The 17,588-nt window shown below is 40.7% G+C and carries 15 protein-coding genes; 9 read left to right on the top strand and 6 right to left on the bottom strand.

Going from position 1 to position 17,588, the window contains the following annotated elements; genetic code table 11:
• Nucleotides 1-9 precede the first annotated feature (9 nt).
• From pntB to VPNCDNU1_RS20970, 6 genes are all read left to right on the top strand, one after another.
• Nucleotides 10-1,404, top strand: a complete 1,395-nt coding sequence (gene pntB, locus VPNCDNU1_RS20995; RefSeq protein WP_104402145.1) for a Re/Si-specific NAD(P)(+) transhydrogenase subunit beta — start codon at nucleotides 10-12, stop codon at nucleotides 1,402-1,404.
• A 259-nt stretch (nucleotides 1,405-1,663) separates the two neighbouring features.
• Nucleotides 1,664-3,109 carry a sensor histidine kinase VxrA gene (gene vxrA, locus VPNCDNU1_RS20990; RefSeq protein ID WP_305848806.1) on the top strand — a complete coding sequence of 482 codons (1,446 nt, stop codon included), beginning with the start codon at nucleotides 1,664-1,666 and terminating at the stop codon, nucleotides 3,107-3,109.
• Entirely contained in the window at nucleotides 3,084-3,743 is a 660-nt protein-coding gene (vxrB, locus tag VPNCDNU1_RS20985) for a response regulator transcription factor VxrB (RefSeq protein ID WP_104402144.1), read from the top strand. Before vxrA ends, vxrB begins: the two co-directional genes overlap by 26 nt.
• Nucleotides 3,743-4,612 carry a DUF2861 family protein gene (locus tag VPNCDNU1_RS20980; RefSeq protein WP_104402143.1) on the top strand — a complete coding sequence of 290 codons (870 nt, stop codon included), beginning with the start codon at nucleotides 3,743-3,745 and terminating at the stop codon, nucleotides 4,610-4,612. Before vxrB ends, VPNCDNU1_RS20980 begins: the two co-directional genes overlap by 1 nt.
• Before the next feature lie 63 nt (nucleotides 4,613-4,675).
• Nucleotides 4,676-5,821, top strand: a complete 1,146-nt coding sequence (locus VPNCDNU1_RS20975; RefSeq protein WP_104402142.1) for a conjugal transfer protein TraF — start codon at nucleotides 4,676-4,678, stop codon at nucleotides 5,819-5,821.
• Nucleotides 5,822-5,866: 45 nt separating this feature from the next.
• On the top strand, nucleotides 5,867-6,010 hold the full coding sequence (locus VPNCDNU1_RS20970; RefSeq protein ID WP_104402141.1) for a YoaH family protein: 144 nt from the start codon (nucleotides 5,867-5,869) through the stop codon (nucleotides 6,008-6,010).
• Between the two features lie 458 nt (nucleotides 6,011-6,468).
• On the opposite strand, the gene VPNCDNU1_RS20965 is transcribed toward VPNCDNU1_RS20970, so the two are convergent.
• From VPNCDNU1_RS20965 to VPNCDNU1_RS20955, 3 genes are all read right to left on the bottom strand, one after another.
• A complete protein-coding gene (locus VPNCDNU1_RS20965; RefSeq protein ID WP_104402140.1) occupies nucleotides 6,469-7,059 on the bottom strand; it encodes a hypothetical protein in 591 nt (196 codons plus the stop codon).
• Between the two features lie 594 nt (nucleotides 7,060-7,653).
• The gene (yciH, locus tag VPNCDNU1_RS20960) at nucleotides 7,654-7,965 is read right to left on the bottom strand and encodes a stress response translation initiation inhibitor YciH (RefSeq protein WP_104402139.1); all 312 of its coding nucleotides are present in this window, start codon (nucleotides 7,963-7,965) and stop codon (nucleotides 7,654-7,656) included.
• 34 nt (nucleotides 7,966-7,999) lie between these two features.
• Nucleotides 8,000-8,350, bottom strand: a complete 351-nt coding sequence (locus tag VPNCDNU1_RS20955) for a DUF3319 domain-containing protein (RefSeq protein ID WP_104402138.1) — start codon at nucleotides 8,348-8,350, stop codon at nucleotides 8,000-8,002.
• A gap of 100 nt (nucleotides 8,351-8,450) precedes the next feature.
• Here VPNCDNU1_RS20955 and VPNCDNU1_RS20950 point away from each other — a divergent pair, with 100 nt between their 5' ends.
• Entirely contained in the window at nucleotides 8,451-9,407 is a 957-nt protein-coding gene (locus VPNCDNU1_RS20950; protein ID WP_104402137.1) for a tyrosine-type recombinase/integrase, read from the top strand.
• On the opposite strand, the gene VPNCDNU1_RS20945 is transcribed toward VPNCDNU1_RS20950, so the two are convergent.
• Both VPNCDNU1_RS20945 and VPNCDNU1_RS20940 read right to left on the bottom strand, forming a co-directional pair.
• Nucleotides 9,404-10,399: a D-alanine--D-alanine ligase gene (locus VPNCDNU1_RS20945; protein ID WP_104402136.1), complete on the bottom strand. Its 996-nt coding sequence runs from the start codon at nucleotides 10,397-10,399 to the stop codon at nucleotides 9,404-9,406. The two genes, VPNCDNU1_RS20950 and VPNCDNU1_RS20945, sit on opposite strands and share 4 nt — an antisense overlap.
• Before the next feature lie 186 nt (nucleotides 10,400-10,585).
• Complete coding sequence (locus VPNCDNU1_RS20940) at nucleotides 10,586-11,179, bottom strand: SPOR domain-containing protein (protein ID WP_104402135.1); 594 nt, start codon at nucleotides 11,177-11,179, stop codon at nucleotides 10,586-10,588.
• 360 nt (nucleotides 11,180-11,539) lie between these two features.
• Here VPNCDNU1_RS20940 and VPNCDNU1_RS20935 point away from each other — a divergent pair, with 360 nt between their 5' ends.
• Nucleotides 11,540-14,221, top strand: coding sequence for a bifunctional acetate--CoA ligase family protein/GNAT family N-acetyltransferase (locus VPNCDNU1_RS20935; protein ID WP_104402134.1), 2,682 nt, complete (start codon nucleotides 11,540-11,542; stop codon nucleotides 14,219-14,221).
• Here VPNCDNU1_RS20935 and VPNCDNU1_RS20930 read toward each other — a convergent pair.
• On the bottom strand, nucleotides 14,173-15,105 hold the full coding sequence (locus tag VPNCDNU1_RS20930) for a LysR family transcriptional regulator (protein ID WP_104402195.1): 933 nt from the start codon (nucleotides 15,103-15,105) through the stop codon (nucleotides 14,173-14,175). The genes VPNCDNU1_RS20935 and VPNCDNU1_RS20930 overlap by 49 nt on opposite strands.
• Before the next feature lie 287 nt (nucleotides 15,106-15,392).
• Here VPNCDNU1_RS20930 and VPNCDNU1_RS20925 point away from each other — a divergent pair, with 287 nt between their 5' ends.
• A complete protein-coding gene (locus VPNCDNU1_RS20925; protein WP_104402133.1) occupies nucleotides 15,393-17,540 on the top strand; it encodes a TonB-dependent hemoglobin/transferrin/lactoferrin family receptor in 2,148 nt (715 codons plus the stop codon).
• Nucleotides 17,541-17,588 lie beyond the last annotated feature (48 nt).

Raw genomic sequence — 17,588 nt, 5'->3', positions numbered from 1 at the left:
AGTAATCACATGTCTGCAGGATTAGTACAAGCCGCATACATTGTCGCCGCAATACTCTTTATAATGAGTCTAGCGGGACTATCTAAACAAGAATCTGCGCGAGCAGGTAACTATTATGGCATTGCTGGTATGGCAATTGCTCTTATCGCAACCATTTTTGGACCAGAAACATCTGGCGTAGTGTGGATCATTCTCGCAATGGTTATTGGTGGTGGCATTGGTATACATTATGCCAAAAAAGTTGAAATGACCGAGATGCCCGAGCTGGTTGCCATTTTGCATAGCTTTGTTGGTATGGCTGCTGTCTTAGTTGGCTACAATAGCTACATTGATCCACCAGCTATTGCGGTAACTGATGTTGATGCACACGCAAAACACGTCATCCACATGGTTGAAGTATTTTTAGGCGTCTTTATTGGTGCTGTTACATTTACTGGTTCTATTGTGGCATTCGGTAAATTGCGCGGGGTCATAAATTCGTCGGCGCTTAATTTACCTCATAAACACAAACTGAACTTGGCTGCGTTAGTCGTATCGGCTTATCTGTTGGTGCATTTTGTAGAAGCTGATGGGAGCATGTTCGCTCTCATCCTGATGACGCTAATTGCTTTTGTATTTGGCTATCACCTCGTTGCGTCGATTGGTGGTGCTGATATGCCTGTTGTTGTTTCCATGCTCAACTCATACTCTGGTTGGGCGGCAGCCGCAGCAGGTTTCATGCTAGCAAACGATCTTCTGATTGTAACCGGTGCACTTGTAGGCTCTTCAGGCGCTATCCTTTCATACATAATGTGTAAGGCTATGAATCGCTCATTTATTAGTGTTATTGCAGGTGGGTTTGGTCAGGAAGTCTCAGTTTCTAGCGGTGATGAAGAGCACGGAGAGCATAGTGAAACATCGGCTGAAGAAGTTGCAGAAATGCTTAAAAACTCTAAGTCGGTCATTATCACTCCAGGATATGGAATGGCAGTAGCACAAGCTCAATATCCAGTTCATGAAATAACGGAAAAATTACGTGCTCATGGAGTGGAAGTTCGATTTGGGATTCACCCTGTAGCGGGTCGATTACCAGGACACATGAACGTGCTATTGGCAGAGGCTAAAGTCCCATATGATATTGTTCTTGAAATGGACGAGATCAATGACGACTTCCCAGAAACCGATACTGTTTTGGTTATTGGTGCGAACGATACGGTTAACCCCGCTGCACAGGAAGATCCAAATAGCCCAATTGCAGGAATGCCAGTTCTTGAAGTCTGGAACTCCCAAAACGTTATCGTATTTAAACGTTCGATGAATACAGGCTATGCAGGTGTACAAAACCCACTGTTCTTTAAAGATAATACTCAAATGCTCTTTGGGGATGCCAAAGAGTCGTGTGTACAAATATCTGCTCACTTGTAATCGAAACTAGATGCAATAGAAAATCTAAGTACTTTAGAAAAACTAAGTGATAGAAGGGAAGCTCAGGCTTCCCTTTTTGTTTTTTGTCATTATGTAATTATGTGACAATGTCACTATGTATGAGTAGTGTAAACACTTCCAATATAATCATCACGAATGTCAGCAATTGGTTAATAACGTAGAGCCGCAGTTATAATCACATTCTTATTAGTGTTATATTGCGAACTCACCGATAAATGCCATAGAGAACGAAACAGCTTTGCTAAGAAATATCGTATATTTGACTTTAGGCTGCGTTTTTACATCCGCCGTTTACGCACAAAGCTTGCCAGAGAGAATTGAGGAATTTAAAAGTCAATTTGATACCTCTAAGGCAATTGATTCCTATGACATGCGTATCATTCAATCGGATTTCCCCAACAAGCTTCTAACGCCTGAGTCGATGCTACCTCAAACGGCGAATTACCCTTTGAAAGATATACAAAGGCTATACAGCTTATCTGAAACCTGTAAAGGCAAGCTTCCTTTAAGTCCGCTAATTACAGAACCTCTTGTTTTTACACGTGCTATTTGTAAAGGAACCAAGCTTCCCATTAAATGGTTTGCGCGATCTGGCCTAATTCACCCAGGTGGCGGTACATATGCAGCTCGTTACGCTGTAACGCATCCGGATATGTATGAACAGTTAAAAGACTACATGCATATCGAAGAGAGACCTGAATCGAGTACATCTAGCTTGTTGGGTAAGTTGCAGCGAATGGATTACATCACTATGAAGGCATTGCTCTCAGGTTCTGAAATGTTAATGCATGATAGTGAACTTTGGCTGCGACAAGGTGACCAATATTTAATATTCCCCCAAGATTTGTGGGAAACATTACTGAAACAACAAGAAATAAAGGCGACGCTATACAACGGCAAAGGCAGCTGTTTTGTTAAAAGCGGTAATATTTGCTGGGAAGTAGAAAACCATTCTGACTTGCTATTGCATATCATGATTGGGCTGGCGATATTCAATGTTGTTTTGATTCTTGGCTGGGCTGTTACACGCTGGAACAGTAAGCGTAAAGAAATGCAAAGTCGGATGTTAGTTTTACAAATTCTGACCCACGAGTTACGAACGCCGATAGCCAGCCTGTCACTAACCGTTGAAGGTTTTAGACGAGAGTTCGAGAATCTTCCTGAAACGGTGTACGACGAATTTCGACGATTATGTGAAGACTCTAGGCGATTACGCCAATTGGCTGAAGCAAGTAAGGACTATTTGCAGTCGGATAATCAACAACTTTCTAGTGAATGGCTTCCTTCTGTAAAGGAATGGCTAGAGTACAGATTTGAGGAATTAGAACAACCAATACATATCGAGCTAGATAAAGATAGCGCTATAAAAGTGAATATCTATTGGTTGGGTACATGCTTAGACAATCTAGTAAACAATGCGGTCAAATATGGCGTCGCACCTGTAGGTTTAAGTGTTAAAACAAAAAAGAATTGTGTGATTTTTAAGGTTACCGACCAAGGTAATTTAACTAAGAGAGATTGGAAGACACTTCGAAAGCCTTTTGTGAGTAAAAGTGGACTCGGGCTAGGTTTGACAATTGTCGAATCAATGGTTGAACGAATGGGAGGCAAAATGTCTCTTCAAGGCCCGCCAACAACATTTATATTGGAGATACCCTGTGAAACAGACACTGCTTCTGGTTGAAGATGATAAAAACTTAGCGGATGGACTGCTTGTTAGCCTAGAGCAAGCTGGTTATGAATGCCATCACGCAGAAACAATTTCTGAAGTAAGTCCATTATGGGACAAAGCTGATCTTGTCATATTAGACAGACAGTTACCAGATGGTGATTCCGTAACTCATTTGCCAGAGTGGAAGAAAATTAAACAAGTTCCTGTGATTTTGTTAACTGCTTTGGTTTCCGTAAAAGATAAAGTTAATGGGCTTGATGCTGGCGCAAATGATTATCTGACAAAGCCTTTCGCGGAAGCTGAGTTATTCGCTCGTATTCGCGCACAGATGAGAGCACCAGATGGAGAAGAGTTAGATGAATCTCGCGTAACGACCGAGCATTTAGTCATCGATAAAAACACTCGTGATGTCATCTACCAAGAAGAAAACGTTACTCTAACTCGTACCGAGTTTGACCTCCTGTTGTTTTTGGCAACCAACTTAGGTCGTGTCTTTACCAGAGATGAGCTACTTGATCACGTTTGGGGATACAACCACTTTCCTACCACTCGAACTGTAGATACACACGTATTGCAACTTAGGCAAAAACTGCCAGGCATCGACATTGAAACGTTGCGTGGTGTCGGATATAAGATGAAAAGCTAATGTTCCGCTATTTACTTACGGGGTTAATTTGCGTTTTACCGATAACTGCTCACTCTACTAATCAGTGGTTTGAGCAGCAAACCTCCCTGACAAGTGCGCACCAAAAACTTCTAGAAGATGATTTAGAGGGAGCATTTGCTGCAATAGTCGAAGTATGGCAACAAAATCCATCAAAATACGTTGCCAATCATTTAGATCAATTATTTCTTAAATCTATCGAGAGAGATTGTGGTCGTTCATTGAATGCAGAGGGGCTTCCAGGTTGGATCGATGAGGTGGTTATACGGCGTCAGATGATCCAATCTCCAGGTAGAAATAATTCTAGCGTGATCATCGATGTATTAGGTGATAAAGAAATTGAATCTATTGAATTAGATCGTTGGGGCGAACAAAGTGTGTCTAACGAGTCGTCATTTGACAAACTCAGCTCCGAATCGTCTAAACAAAACATATTTCAGAAACGATATAGCTTGAATGCGCGGTTAGCTAGCGGATTATATCTATTAAAGATAAAGCCCGTAAATGAGGAGCCTTGGGTTACGTGGGCGGTTATGTCGGAACCGCAAGCGAAGCAAATCGTTAGATGGCAATCCAAGGATAACTGGAAAGTGGAAAAGACCGGTCTTCTGAATAAGCATTGTCCGCTTCCTGTACTTAATATTTCACTTTTCGATTTTCTTGAGGGGAAGTATCAGAAGGTATGGTCACAAGAATATGAAAGTGACTACCCCAGCTCTATACCTTTAAGAGATTTGGACCCAGATAGATATGTATTAGCCGTATCAATTACACACCGTCGATGGCAAGGTGCAGTTTCTATTGAAGATCAACAAGTAATTAGCAAAACCTACGATATTTCGGTGGATTAATAATACTAAAGATCTGATAATTTAAGCCGATAACGATCAAAAGGACAATGTTACGGTTTGATTATGAAAAAAGTCAGTTTATCCACCACTATCGCACTCGTACTCGCTGCAGGTTCTGCCAATGCTGCAAACTATTCTGTTGATGGTCGAGGTGACGCCATGGGAGGAGTAGGGGTTGTATCTGCTGATTTTCTATCGGCACCATTCTATAATCCTTCTCTTGCCGCGTTGTATCGACGAGACGACAACGCAGGTATGATCATACCTGGTGTAGGTTTAACTTACACCGATAATGGTAAAATGCTGCAAGATATAAAAAACGCAGCAGACGCAATTGATGCTGGTGATCCAACTGAAATCTTGTCTGTTTACGATGAGCTCGTCGGCGACGAAATAGCCTTAGATATAGGTCTTACAGCAGCATTCGCCATTCCTAATCAATTCGTATCGATGAACGTATTTGGCAAAATTTATACAGAATCTTATATCACTGCCGACATGGCACCTAGTACCGTTCCTGATATCAATAAACTCGATCAATCACTAATAAAAGTCATGGGGATTGGTGTAACAGAACTTGGAGTAACGTTCGCAAAATATTACACGCTGTTTGGACAACATATTTCTATCGGGGCGTCGCCAAAAATTCAAAGGGTGTACTCGGTTGCAAGTCACGCTTCTTTTTCTAATTTTGGATTCGGACGAATCACTGATTCAACGGCTGGTGAAACCGCATTTAACCTAGACCTAGGGGCTGTTTGGTTTTACGGACCTTTTAGAATTGGCGCGTCAGCAATGAATATCATGACCCGTGACATTGTCACTAATCAAGAGAGCGTAAATGTTGGTGGTCGAGTTGTTGAAATAGGTGATACCTATGAAATGAGACCAAATTACACAGTTGGTGCTGGATTGGTTGGAGATTATTATACCTTTAGTGTCGACTACGACATAGTAAAACGAGACAAATTCAAAGGCATGAGCGGCGATGACTCGCAGATGCTAAGAGCAGGCATTGAAGTTGATATCATGAGGCAACTTCAACTTCGTGGTGGTTACTATACCAATCTTGCTAAAGAAAATGACGAAGGCACAATTACTGCGGGTATAGGGTTAACTCCTCTGGGCATAATCACTATGGACTTAGGCGCGAGTTATACCAATGCAAATTCAATGGGTGTTTACGTTAATTTCCTTGGCAGTTACTAACTATTTCGTTATTCTCGGCTTCCAATAAAAAACGGGAGCCAAACCATGTTCCAAGATTTACCTACGTTGACTCATAAAGAGCAGCAAGAAGCCGTGGAGAGAATACAAATTCTTATGGCGAAAGGAATGAGCACCGCAGAAGCGATAAAAATCATTGCAGACGAAATCCGGGAAGAAAAGAAAGGCTAGGGCAACCTAGCTTTTTTTATGCCTGTCATCCCATCCATCTTATACCTCTCAGTTTTTCTCTTTTCATACAAACGCTTTCAATTAAACCACTCACAAAAATAAGGTCACAGGTTACACATCTAACCCTCACTCTTCCCTAAAGATTCTGTTACGCGGTTAGAGCGTTACACGGTGAGCTATATACTAAAAATATCTAAAGCTAGCTAGAATAAAAATCTAGATATTCAATTTATTTCTTTAATTACAATAGGTTATCTTGATAGCGTATTCCTGACTAGTTATAGGTTAAGCAAATTAACAACTTACGTGTGTAAGTGCTTGCTTCAGGCTGAGTCCATTCAAAGTCATGTTAATAACAGTTTATCCACATTTGGTAATATAATTACAAGGTGTGTTTGAAGCATAAAAAAGGCTCCTTACAAAAGGAGCCTTACTAGCGAGTTAGTTACTTATCGTCGTTACTTGGAAGCGATTATTCTACATTTTGGCAAGGTGTAATGAGTTCTTTTAAGGCATTGCCTCATAGCCATTTCTTCGGCTTCAGCCTGAGAGTTTACTTCATTCGCAAAGCCTAACAGCCCAAGTTGATTTCCTGCTATCGCAGAATGACCACTACTAGAATTAAACTTGTTAAATGTTTCTATATCTTTAGTGCTAGAAACTTCTGCAGGGTAACCTTTGGTATCGATGCTTATGGCTGTTTCTTCAAAAGCGGCAATCTTACATTTTTCTGGATCGCTTGACCTTGCTGAACAAAGAAGTAAGGCCTCTTTTTTAGCAGCTTCTATAGAAAGCTTTCTACTAGCAAAACCAAACGCCATTGCTCGGTTGCCTTTCCAATGGACCGCAAAAGCTTTGTTTGATGGCAGTTCCAAATAGGCATTGAACTTTTGTGTCGTCCAAGCATGAGGGTAATATTTGATGCTATCTTTTAGTGAAGTAGAGATATGAGATTGTAATGTTGATTGTGTACCATCATTGCTATCTGTTGTAGCGGCACATCCTTGCAAGATAAAAGTTCCAAGAATCAGAACGAAACGACACTTCATAATTATAATATTCTCGTTAATATTGCTTCTAAATAAACCTATTGGTTTGTTTATTTAAGTATGCGATTCCAAATAAAAAATGTATAGGGATATCCACTGTTAGATGTGATACTGATCCGGAAATTTATGGGACATTGAGCCCAAAGCCTGATTTTCGATCAGCTAATTGACAATTAACCAGTAACTATATGTTCTTGATTCTCAATCATTTGACTTGTATGTTTTCAATATTTGTAAATTAAACATTTAGTCCTAAACATGGTTTACTTTGTGTTTCTAGTGCTAATTCTAAAGAGATGGCTCTGTACAGATAAGAACTAGTTTCACAACACTCATTAAATATCACTAAGTGCGCATTATCTATCTTATGTTAAATTATGTGTGAGTCTACGTAAGAACTATGCTTCTTGCTTTGTCCTATCCCACCAAAACTCGAGCTATTTAACCATAATCCTATTTACCATAAAATAGCTAATAATCATTACTTTAATCAAAGATTAAGGCATGACAATTAGCCTTTAAATTACGTGTATGGCAAACACAAAAAAAGCCAAGCTAAAACTTGGCTTTTGATTTTCTAAAATGAGTTCTGTCTTAGCCGCCGGCTAATTTGACTGTAAGACCTTTCTTTTCTAAATGTGCTTTAATTTTATCCCGGCTGTCACCTTGAATTTCGATCGCCCCATCTTTGACTGAGCCGCCACAGCCACATACTTTTTTAAGTTCTGCCGCTAGCAGCTTTAAAGGTGCATCATCTAAATCCAGTCCAGTGACAATACATACGCCTTTACCTTTTCGTCCCTTAGTTTGGCGCTGGATTCTAACCACGCCATCACCTTTAGGGCGTTGTTCTTTGACTTCTTCAGGCTTAATTCGCCCAACTTCCGTTGAATACACGAGAGACATGCTTGATTCTCAATCCTATCGACAAAAAATTATTTTATCCTTTTTTGGCTGCAGCAGCCAAGTGTGCATCAATGTGTTTTTGAATGGCTAGTTTACCACCCTTAATTAGTCTTCCATTAAAGAAGCAATACCAAGCGTTAGGTGCACCAGTATCATTTTTAAGTTGGAAACCATTGTAGTTTTCTTCTGTCCCGGCAGCGACTTTCTTAGCTTCCAAAGTTGCAAACTCTTTGGGATCAATTAGAGATGCTGTATCACACCACCAATCAATACTTTTCTTTACAGAAGCCAAGTTCCCAGAAAGTACTCTGTTTTTAATTTTAACTTGCCATACTTCGCCGTTGGATGACTGCAAAGTAAAGCCTCGGTGCATACTCGTTGCCATATTACTGAACTCTTAGTTCTTTGTTTCTATTAATAATAATTGTAATCCTTGGATTCGCAAGTAGAATTAGTAACATTATTGTATGTTATAGTGCGTTAAAATGAAGAAAAACATATCTCCGATCACAGATTCATCAATTAGAGCCACAAGTGTAAAACTGTTTTCACAACAAATTAACCTCAACACGTTAGACGAAATAACAAATAATCAGTATTCAGTTAATTCCTTGAAGTCTATGGTTAATGATTGGAATCATTTTGTTTCATTTTGTTCCGAGAATGGTGTTACTTCCCTACCCGCTTCTATTACTGCAGTTAAGCGCTTCCTAGAAAAAGAATCCTCTAAGAAAAAGTTTGCTTCAATACGAAGAAGCTGCCTAACCATTGGGACGATACATCGAATTCATTCCTATCCAGATCCAACGAATCATCGTCAGGTAAAGTTTGTACTAAACGAACTGCGTCTTCAAAAGCATGGGGATACTAAAAGTGCACGCGCTTTTACAAGTGAGCATCTACATGATTTAGACAATCTTCTCTCTTCATCAATTCTTGCCAAAGATGTCCGAGATCTAGCGATTTATTGCGTCATGTTCGAATGTGCGCTTAAACGGTCTGAGCTTCGAAGTATGAATATGGACAATATCGCTTTTAAAAATGATGTCGCGATTGTTCATTTAGGCGACAAGGTATATGAGTTAAGTACCAACTCTTCTCTTGCGCTAAACAAATGGATGAAAAAGAATCACACAAATATTCTATTTTGCCGCATCGATAAACATGAAAACCTGTATGAATCCACATTAGATGATTCTTCGATCTATCGTATTTTTAGAAGAGGCAGCCAACTACTCGGATTGTCGGGAGTTGAGAATTTTTCAGGCCAATCCAGTCGTATAGGTGCAGTGAAAGAACTGGCATCACAAGGCTATAAACTGAAAGAAATTCAAGATTTTGGAAGGTGGCTGAGTCCCGCAATGCCTGCTCAGTATTTAGGAAGACTAGGCACCGCGGATAGAGAAAAGCTGAAGTTTGTAACGATTAAACCTTGGGATTAACGGAGTGACTTACTGATGGCATCACTTAAAAAATCAGTAAAACTAATACCGCAATGCTCAACCATTTTAGGAAACATTGAAATGGGCGTCATTCCAGGGAAAGTATTAACTTCATTCAAGTATATTTCGTTATCTTCTGTTAAAAAGAAGTCTATTCTAGAGAGGTCTTTGAGTCCCATATGCTCAAATACTTTTCTAGCGTGTACACGAATCTCTTCTACTTGCTGTACCGTTAAGTCTTTGGCTTCAACTTCCGTTATAGAATGGCTATCTGCACCGTATTTTTCTTCGTACGTATAAAAGCCATTTTCAGGAGCCATGATTTCGCCAGGCTTAGTGATGATTAGTTCGCCTTGATATTCAAAAGCTGCGAGTTCTAATTCTCTTGGTTTAACCGCTTTCTCTATTAGTACTTGTTCAGAAAACGAAAACGCTTTATCAATGGCTTCTTCAAGGTCGGATTCATTAGTGACCTTGTAACAACCTACAGATGAACCCTGCCTTGCCGCTTTAACGAATAAAGATCCCCATTTCTTAAAAGCATCGAGTGATTTTTGATAAGAATTTTCGTTATTGTCTGAAAGGAAAACGTAAGGTGTATTGGGAATATTTAGCGCGTCATACCAAAGCTTTGAGGTGATTTTATTAAAACTATTTGTACTTGCTTCTGGACCGCATCCAAGGTACGGAATTTTTGCGAGTTCAAACATAGACTGAACATCACCCGTTTCGCCTGGGTACCCGTGTAGACACGGAACAATATAGTCGATACGGAATTCGTGGTCATCGCCTTTCAGCATTGAATGCGCTATATCTAACTCTGTTTTTGTACCACAGTCTAAACGCCATTCTTCTTTTGTCATTTCAACACGAATGACGTTAAAACAATTATTTAACTCTAGCTGCTGCTGAATAAAATTGGCTGACACCAGAGAAACTTCATGTTCACTGGATCCCCCGCCGCATAGTAAAAGGATATTTTTTTTAGTCATCTTATGGGGTCTTTCCATGAAAAACTGTCTGATATCATTCTAAAGGTTTGGATATCAATATTCAGTAAATTTTAGGTAATTTGCCATGCAACTGGTCAGCATCTAAGCCTTACTGGCTATTTTGATGCCCTTTATAAAATTCAAGTACAAAAAAAGGGCTTTCGCCCTCTTTTATACGTATGGAACTTAATTCAATTTATCCATAACTGGATAGTCAGAATTCTTTATTGCGTCAATACTCTTAGGGAAAGGTTTCAACTTTTTAAAATCCTCTGGCAAAGTAGCAATAGCGGCTTTGGCTTCTGCCGATGTCGCATAGTCGCCATACAAGATTGTGTACCAATTTGTTCCATTTACTTGCTTATAGTTGCCCCAAATCGGCTGACCTTTAGGGAGCCTGTTTGCAAACCTTTCAAGCTTACTTTCTCTATCCAGCGCAATAACTTGAATAGTGTAGCCATAGCGTGGATTTGATTTTAGTTGGTTATGTGTAGGAGGAAGAATCTTAATCTTCTTCTTTTGAACTTGAGGTTTAGGTGCAAGTTTCACCACTTTCTTTTCTTCTTGGACGGCTACCATTGGTGTTGCAGTTTGAGCGACCATCTTAGGTGTTTCATTGATCGAAACTTCTTGTATTTGTGCTTGCTGGGTAATCGGAGCTTGGATCGAATCTACTTTGTAATCTTCGGAATAAGATTCACTGGTCACCCCTTTCTCGTATGTATCCGAGGCACAAGCTGCCAATAGTATCGAAAGACTGATAATTGAAATTTTTTTCATGTGTAATGCTTACGCTAATTTATTCTTTTCAAATCATGCACATTGATTCACGCAGAATCAAGTGCAGTCCCCAGTTAATTGTAACTCAACTCGTGATGATTCCCACAATATTCGCTCTAGAGGAATTAGTGTTTAGTTTTTTTGCGAACAACATGGTACGAACGACACCAAACACTGTGGTAGATCACATACTGAAATCTATCTATACGATAGCTTAAATTGCTTACACTTATACTACGCCAACTCAAAGAGTTAGCTTCAGAATTTAGTGTTAGAACCTGAAATCACAGATTACATCGGTATATACTAAATAAAGTCCTTACTAAATTGTTTTTTATGTATTTTATTTATGGAGCGTTGATGAATCGGTTAAATAAGCTTCTCAATCCAACTTCAGTTGCGGTTATCGGTGCTTCACAATTACCTACTCGAGCTGGCTATATCGTGATGAACAATTTGCTCCAAGGGGGATTTCAGGGGGCAATTATGCCAGTGTCTCCAAAATACAAGTCTGTATGTGGTGTGTTAGCCTACCCGACAGTTGAGTCACTACCAATTATTCCTGATTTAGCCATATTATGTACTCATGCATCCCGAAACGTAGAACTGTTTGAGCAAATTGCACGAAAAGGTGTTGGGGCGGTAGTCATTCTTTCGTCTGATATGCATAGCCTCGATCCGAATGGTGAATCTTATGAAAAAAAATGTATTGAGTTAGCCAGACGTTACAACGTAAGAATTCTGGGACCTAATAGCCTAGGTTTAATTCTACCTTGGCACCGTTTCAATGCCTCTTTTTCTCCTGTTACAGCCCTTCCGGGGAAAATTGCATTTATTTCTCAATCCGCCGCTGTTTGCACCACTGTTTTAGACTGGGCAAATGACAAGCAGATTGGTTTTTCTGCATTTATTTCAATTGGTAATGGATCGGATGTCGATTTTGATGAATTACTCGATACACTTTGTACAGATAGCAAAACTGAAGCAATATTGTTGTATATAGACAGCATTAAAGACGCTAGACGTTTCATGTCTGCAGCTCGAGCGGCTAGCCGAAATCGCCGTATACTTGTTTTGAAGGGCGGTCGTTCGATTGCAGGACAAAAAGCAGCAACATTGCATACCGGTAGCATACCAAGTTTGGATGTCATATATGATGCTGCGATACAGCGCTCTGGAATGCTGAGGGTAAAAAATACCCACGAGCTGTTCGCAGCAGTAGAAACACTGACTCATTCTGTCCCCCTTCGAGGTGAGCGACTCGCTATAGTGACGAATGGCGGTGGACCAGCAATCATGGCCATTGATACCTTAATGGATAAAGGTGGCAAGTTAGCTGAATTGAGCGAAGATACGACCAACAAGCTCTCAGCGTTGCTACCCGCTAGTTGGTCTGGTTGTAATCCTATTGATATGATTGGTGATGCCAATAGCCAAAGATACATTGACACTATTGGTACATTAATGGATGGGGATGAATTCGATGCGTTGTTGATCATGCACAGTCCATCTGCTGTCGCGCATTCGACTGAGACCGCTCAAGCTATTATCGATTGTGTCAAAAATCACCCTAACGCTAGACGTTTTAACATTTTAACGAATTGGTGTGGCGAACAAAGCACAAAAGATGCGCGTCAGCTTTTTACACAAGCAGGCATACCAACATACAGAACGCCAGAAAGTGCTGTTACCGCATTCATGCACTTGGTGGAATACAGACGAAATCAGAAACAACTAATGGAAACACCAGCTTCAGCTGGTCAAATTGAGCACAATGATGTTGATCTTGCTAGGGACTGGATAAATAACCAGTTGTCGGAAGGGAACACACATTTGGATACCCACCAAATAGATTTCTTACTTAAGCAATACAAGTTCAATGCCTTACCAACTTGGCTCGCAAGCGATCCATCCGAAGCAGTACATATCGCGGAGAATATTGGCTATCCCGTTGCTGTTAAACTTCGTTCACCCGACATCGCCCACAAATCTGATGTTCAGGGGGTTATGCTTAATTTAAGAAACAGCGTCGAGGTAGCCTCTGCGGCTCAGTCTATTCTGGATCGGGTTTCTCTTACTTATCCTAGTGCTCGTATACAGGGTTTATTGGTTCAAGGCATGGCCAACCGGGCGGGCGCTCAAGAGATTCGAATCAAAGTGAAATCAGACCCAACCTTTGGTCCTGTCATATTGCTGGGAGAAGGTGGTTCCGAATGGGATGAAGCAATGGACGCCACAGCTGCAATCCCACCTTTGAATATGACTCTTGCTCGCTATCTAATCGTTCGGGCAATAAAAAGAAACAAGCTCAGAGTCCAGCAATTGCCAAACCCAATGAGTGTCGATGGACTCAGTGAATTCCTCGTCCGTATTTCTCAAATGATAATAGATTGCCCACAAATCAAAGGGCTGGATATACATCCAGTCCTCGCCAACGGTGAAGATTTTACAATCTTAGATGCGGACTTGACTATCGAAGAATTTGACGGTGATTCTCACCAACGTTTGGCCATTCGCCCTTATCCTATCGAACACGAAGAACACGTCGTGTTAAAAGATAACAGCGATGTTTTGTTACGCCCTATCCTTCCTGAAGACGAGCCTGACCACGCTGAGTTTATTTCAAATGTCTCGAAGGATGATCTCTACAAACGTTTCTTCAGTGATGTCGGTGAGTTTAATCACGAGGCATTAGCTAACTTCACACAGATAGATTTTGATAGAGAAATGGCATTTGTTGCTCAACAAGTTCATGAAGGTAAGAAAAGAATCATTGGCGTAGCAAGAGTACTCTCTGACCCAGAAAACTTTGATGCTGAATTTGCTATTTTAGTGCGCTCTGATCTCAAGGGGTGTGGGCTCGGACGAGTATTAATGGATAAGTTGATAAGGTATTGTAGAGAAAGAGGAACCAAACAGGTGTCCGGTATGACCATGCCGACAAATCGTGGCATGATCATGTTAGCTCAGAAAATGGGGTTTGAATTGGACATTCAGTTTGAAGACGGCATTGCCGATATGAGGCTTCCTTTGAATGAGTAGTCCACTTTCCAGTTTTTCTTAATATATTGAATACACCAAGATTTACTTTTACCCATCTTATTTCTTCGCCAAGCAAGAACGATTTCTACAGGGGCGTCTTCCGTCCCTTCTATTTTTCTTAGAAGTTTCTTTTCAATCATCTCTTTCGCTATGTGGGTTGGAATGGTTCCTATGCCAAGACCTGCAGTTAACGCTTCTACTTTCGCGTGAAAACTTGTCACCGTTAGTCTTGGTTGTTCATCCAAAATATTTCGGCTCAGCGCTGGTGCTTCTCTTGCGGTATCTGCGATTACAATTGCGCGATAGTGGCTACGAGAATCGTTATCAAACTCGCCTTTTCTCTGATGTATATAGTGATCGTAAGCCGCTACCCAAGTCATCGACATCTCGCCGATTGGCTCTGCTTTTACATCTTGCGGGTAAGTATCGGGTTTTGGGCAGATAAGAAGGTCTGCGCGATCGTAAGCAAGTGATTCCCAACACCCAGCTAAGATTTCTTCTTGTAGCTTAACACGTGTTTTACTGACCGCTCCCAAGTGTTCAACCAGCGGAAAAAACGTATTTACAGGTACTATCCCATCGTGAGCGATGGTTAAATCCAATTCCCAACCATGCGCAAGGACGTTTGCATCCGATACCATATCTTCTGCTGCACTTAATAACATTCTTCCACGTTCCAGTAGTAGCTTTCCGGCGTGAGTAAATGTCGCCTTATGTCCAGACCGGTCAAAGATAACTAAGTCTAAATCCTGTTCCAGTTTTTGAATCTGATAACTAAGAGAAGATGGTGCTCGGTTAAGCTCATTTGCGGCGGCGGCGAAGCTGCCTCTTCTGTCAATGGCATCAAGAATATGTAAGGCTTCTAGGGTAATTGGGCTGTTCAAGAAAAGATCTCTGTTCAATGGTAATCATATTTACAATACGACACCTTACTTTTCATTGTCTTAGTGCATTAGATAAGCGTGATTAAGATCACGAATACTAAAAATTTACGCTTTCTTACACTTCGAATACCGAACTTTATACTGAAATTAAAACAAAGAGTTAGCGTATTTGCATATTTCCTTTATCGATTGATCCTTTACCGTAATGAGAAGTGTAATGATAGTTATTATCATTATGATCAATTACAATCCTCGCACCATTTAAAGCGATTCATGGAAAAACAAAAATGTCGCAACCTAACTTTAAGAAGCCTTTGCTCACGGCTTCAATCTTAATTGCCCTTTCTACGCCTACTTTGGCAAACGAGCAAGTAAACGAAACCGTTGTTGTAACAGCCACCAAAACTAATCAAGCACTTGAAGATGTTGCCGCGTCAGTAGCAGTGATAACGGATGCTGATATTGAATCGAATATGTCTGGTAATATCGCAGACGTATTTGACTACACACCGGGCGTTACTATTGAAAGCTCTGGTCGCCAGGGTATCCAAGGCGTCAATATCCGAGGTCTGTCTGGAAATCGTGTACAAATCGTTGTTGATGGTGTAATTCAACCCGATCAATACGATCCAGGTGGTCCTGGTTTTGTTCGTTCAGGACGTTTGAACTTTGATCCTGAAATGATCAAATCAGTTGAAGTTGTTAAAGGTTCGGCATCTAGCCTATACGGTAGTGATGCTATCGGTGGTATCGCAGCCTTTACAACCAAATCAGCTTCTGATTTCTTAGCACCATCTGGCGATGACTTTGGTGGTTATGTAAAACTAGGTTACTACTCTGCCGATAAGACTTTAAGTGAGTCTGTTGCGTTAGCAAATCGCTCTGGGCAGCTTGAGACCCTCGTGGCTTACACGCGTAAAGATGGCAAACAAGTAGATAACTTTGGTAAGCCAGATGAGCAAGACTATGCCACAGACAACCTATTAGTAAAACTTGGCTATGAAGTGAACGATGCTCATACTGTAGAACTGCGTGGAACCTATGTGAAAGGTGACACCAAGACTCAATTACAAAGTACGAGCTACAAATATTTTAACTCTCAAGACGTTTCTGACTCCCAAAGCCTTGGTCTAAAGCATACTTGGAATGCTAATTTCGGTGCTTTTGATAATCTTGCATGGCAAGTAGACTGGTTAAGTCAGAAAGAAAATGCAGATACTCATCGTGAATATTTGTCTGATGGAAACGTGCAACACAAAGACTACATCTATCGTGAGAAAGGATTCCAAGGATACATTCAGGCGGATAAGTTTATTTCTGGCGATAGCATCGACCATTTCTTAGTTTATGGTCTGTCTTTCAAGAACAAAGATATACACAATGTAAACGAAGAAAAAAATAGCAGTCGTCCAGATAAAGTCATTTATTACATGCCAAATGCTTCTGAAACTCGATTCGGTGCATTTGTTCAAAATGACATGGCCATGTTGGATGGGAAGCTTCGCCTAACACCTGGTGTTCGTTTTGATTCTTTCAAAACCAATCCACAAGGGAATGTGCCTTCTAACTCAGCGGGCTACACACCAGATAGCTATGATAAATACAGTAATTCCGCTGTCACAGGTCGAATAGGAGCTGTATACGAAGTAGTAGACAATCACAAACTGTTTGCTCAGGTGAGTCAGGGTTTCCGTGCTCCTAACTTCCAAGAACTTTTTTACTCGTTCTCTAACCTAACACACGGTTACATGAACAAACCAAACCCAGACCTTAAGGCAGAAGATAGTATTTCGTATGAGCTTGGTTTCCGTTCAAACTTTGAACATTCTGACTTGGAGTTCAGCGTTTTCTACAATGATTACGACAACTTTATTGAGCATAAAGAAGTTCAGAAAGCCAATCGTACAACAAGAACACCAAGAATCTTGCAATACGTTAATGTTACAGAAGCGACGATCAAAGGTGCAGAAATCGCGAGCAAGCAAGACTTATCTGGTCTTGTTGGATTACCAGAAGGTTTCTCATCGGGTATTGCTGCAGCTTATACAGAAGGTAAGTCTGGTGAAGGTGACCCGCTAAACTCTGTAAGCCCATGGCAAGCAGTTGCAAAGCTTAGCTATGATGCGCCTACATCTGACTGGGGTACATCACTAAAAGTTGTCTATACAGCAAACAAAAAAGCTAAAGACATTACACCGGCGGTTGATGCAAGATCCGGTAAAACACTACAAGTCTTTGAAATGCCTTCAGCTACGATTGTAGACATAACTGCATACTACAAGCCAATTGAAGACCTGACTTTACGAGCTGGTGTATTCAACGTAGGAAATAAAGAATACTACCGTTGGAATGATGTTCGTTCCCTTAACGAAGCGGACTTGGATTTCACTCAACCAGAGCGTAATTTTGCGATCACTGCAAAATACGAATTCTAAGCTTAGTGTTTGATGCAAAAAACAAAGACCGAGAAATCGGTCTTTTTT

The organism is Vibrio penaeicida, assembly GCF_002933855.1.
Taxonomy (GTDB): domain Bacteria; phylum Pseudomonadota; class Gammaproteobacteria; order Enterobacterales; family Vibrionaceae; genus Vibrio; species Vibrio penaeicida_A.
This window is presented reverse-complemented; position numbering and strand designations above follow the sequence as displayed.

Excerpts from the sequence above, each read along its gene's own strand:
- VPNCDNU1_RS20970 (WP_104402141.1), top strand. The coding sequence starts at position 5,867 with ATGTTCCAAGATTTACCTACGTTGACTCATAAAGAGCAGCAAGAAGCC.
- VPNCDNU1_RS20935 (WP_104402134.1), top strand. The coding sequence starts at position 11,540 with ATGAATCGGTTAAATAAGCTTCTCAATCCAACTTCAGTTGCGGTTATC.
- VPNCDNU1_RS20925 (WP_104402133.1), top strand. The coding sequence starts at position 15,393 with ATGTCGCAACCTAACTTTAAGAAGCCTTTGCTCACGGCTTCAATCTTA.
- pntB (WP_104402145.1), top strand. The coding sequence starts at position 10 with ATGTCTGCAGGATTAGTACAAGCCGCATACATTGTCGCCGCAATACTC.
- VPNCDNU1_RS20955 (WP_104402138.1), bottom strand. The coding sequence starts at position 8,350 with ATGGCAACGAGTATGCACCGAGGCTTTACTTTGCAGTCATCCAACGGC.
- yciH (WP_104402139.1), bottom strand. The coding sequence starts at position 7,965 with ATGTCTCTCGTGTATTCAACGGAAGTTGGGCGAATTAAGCCTGAAGAA.
- VPNCDNU1_RS20980 (WP_104402143.1), top strand. The coding sequence starts at position 3,743 with ATGTTCCGCTATTTACTTACGGGGTTAATTTGCGTTTTACCGATAACT.
- VPNCDNU1_RS20975 (WP_104402142.1), top strand. The coding sequence starts at position 4,676 with ATGAAAAAAGTCAGTTTATCCACCACTATCGCACTCGTACTCGCTGCA.
- VPNCDNU1_RS20965 (WP_104402140.1), bottom strand. The coding sequence starts at position 7,059 with ATGAAGTGTCGTTTCGTTCTGATTCTTGGAACTTTTATCTTGCAAGGA.
- VPNCDNU1_RS20940 (WP_104402135.1), bottom strand. The coding sequence starts at position 11,179 with ATGAAAAAAATTTCAATTATCAGTCTTTCGATACTATTGGCAGCTTGT.
- VPNCDNU1_RS20945 (WP_104402136.1), bottom strand. The coding sequence starts at position 10,399 with ATGACTAAAAAAAATATCCTTTTACTATGCGGCGGGGGATCCAGTGAA.
- VPNCDNU1_RS20950 (WP_104402137.1), top strand. The coding sequence starts at position 8,451 with ATGAAGAAAAACATATCTCCGATCACAGATTCATCAATTAGAGCCACA.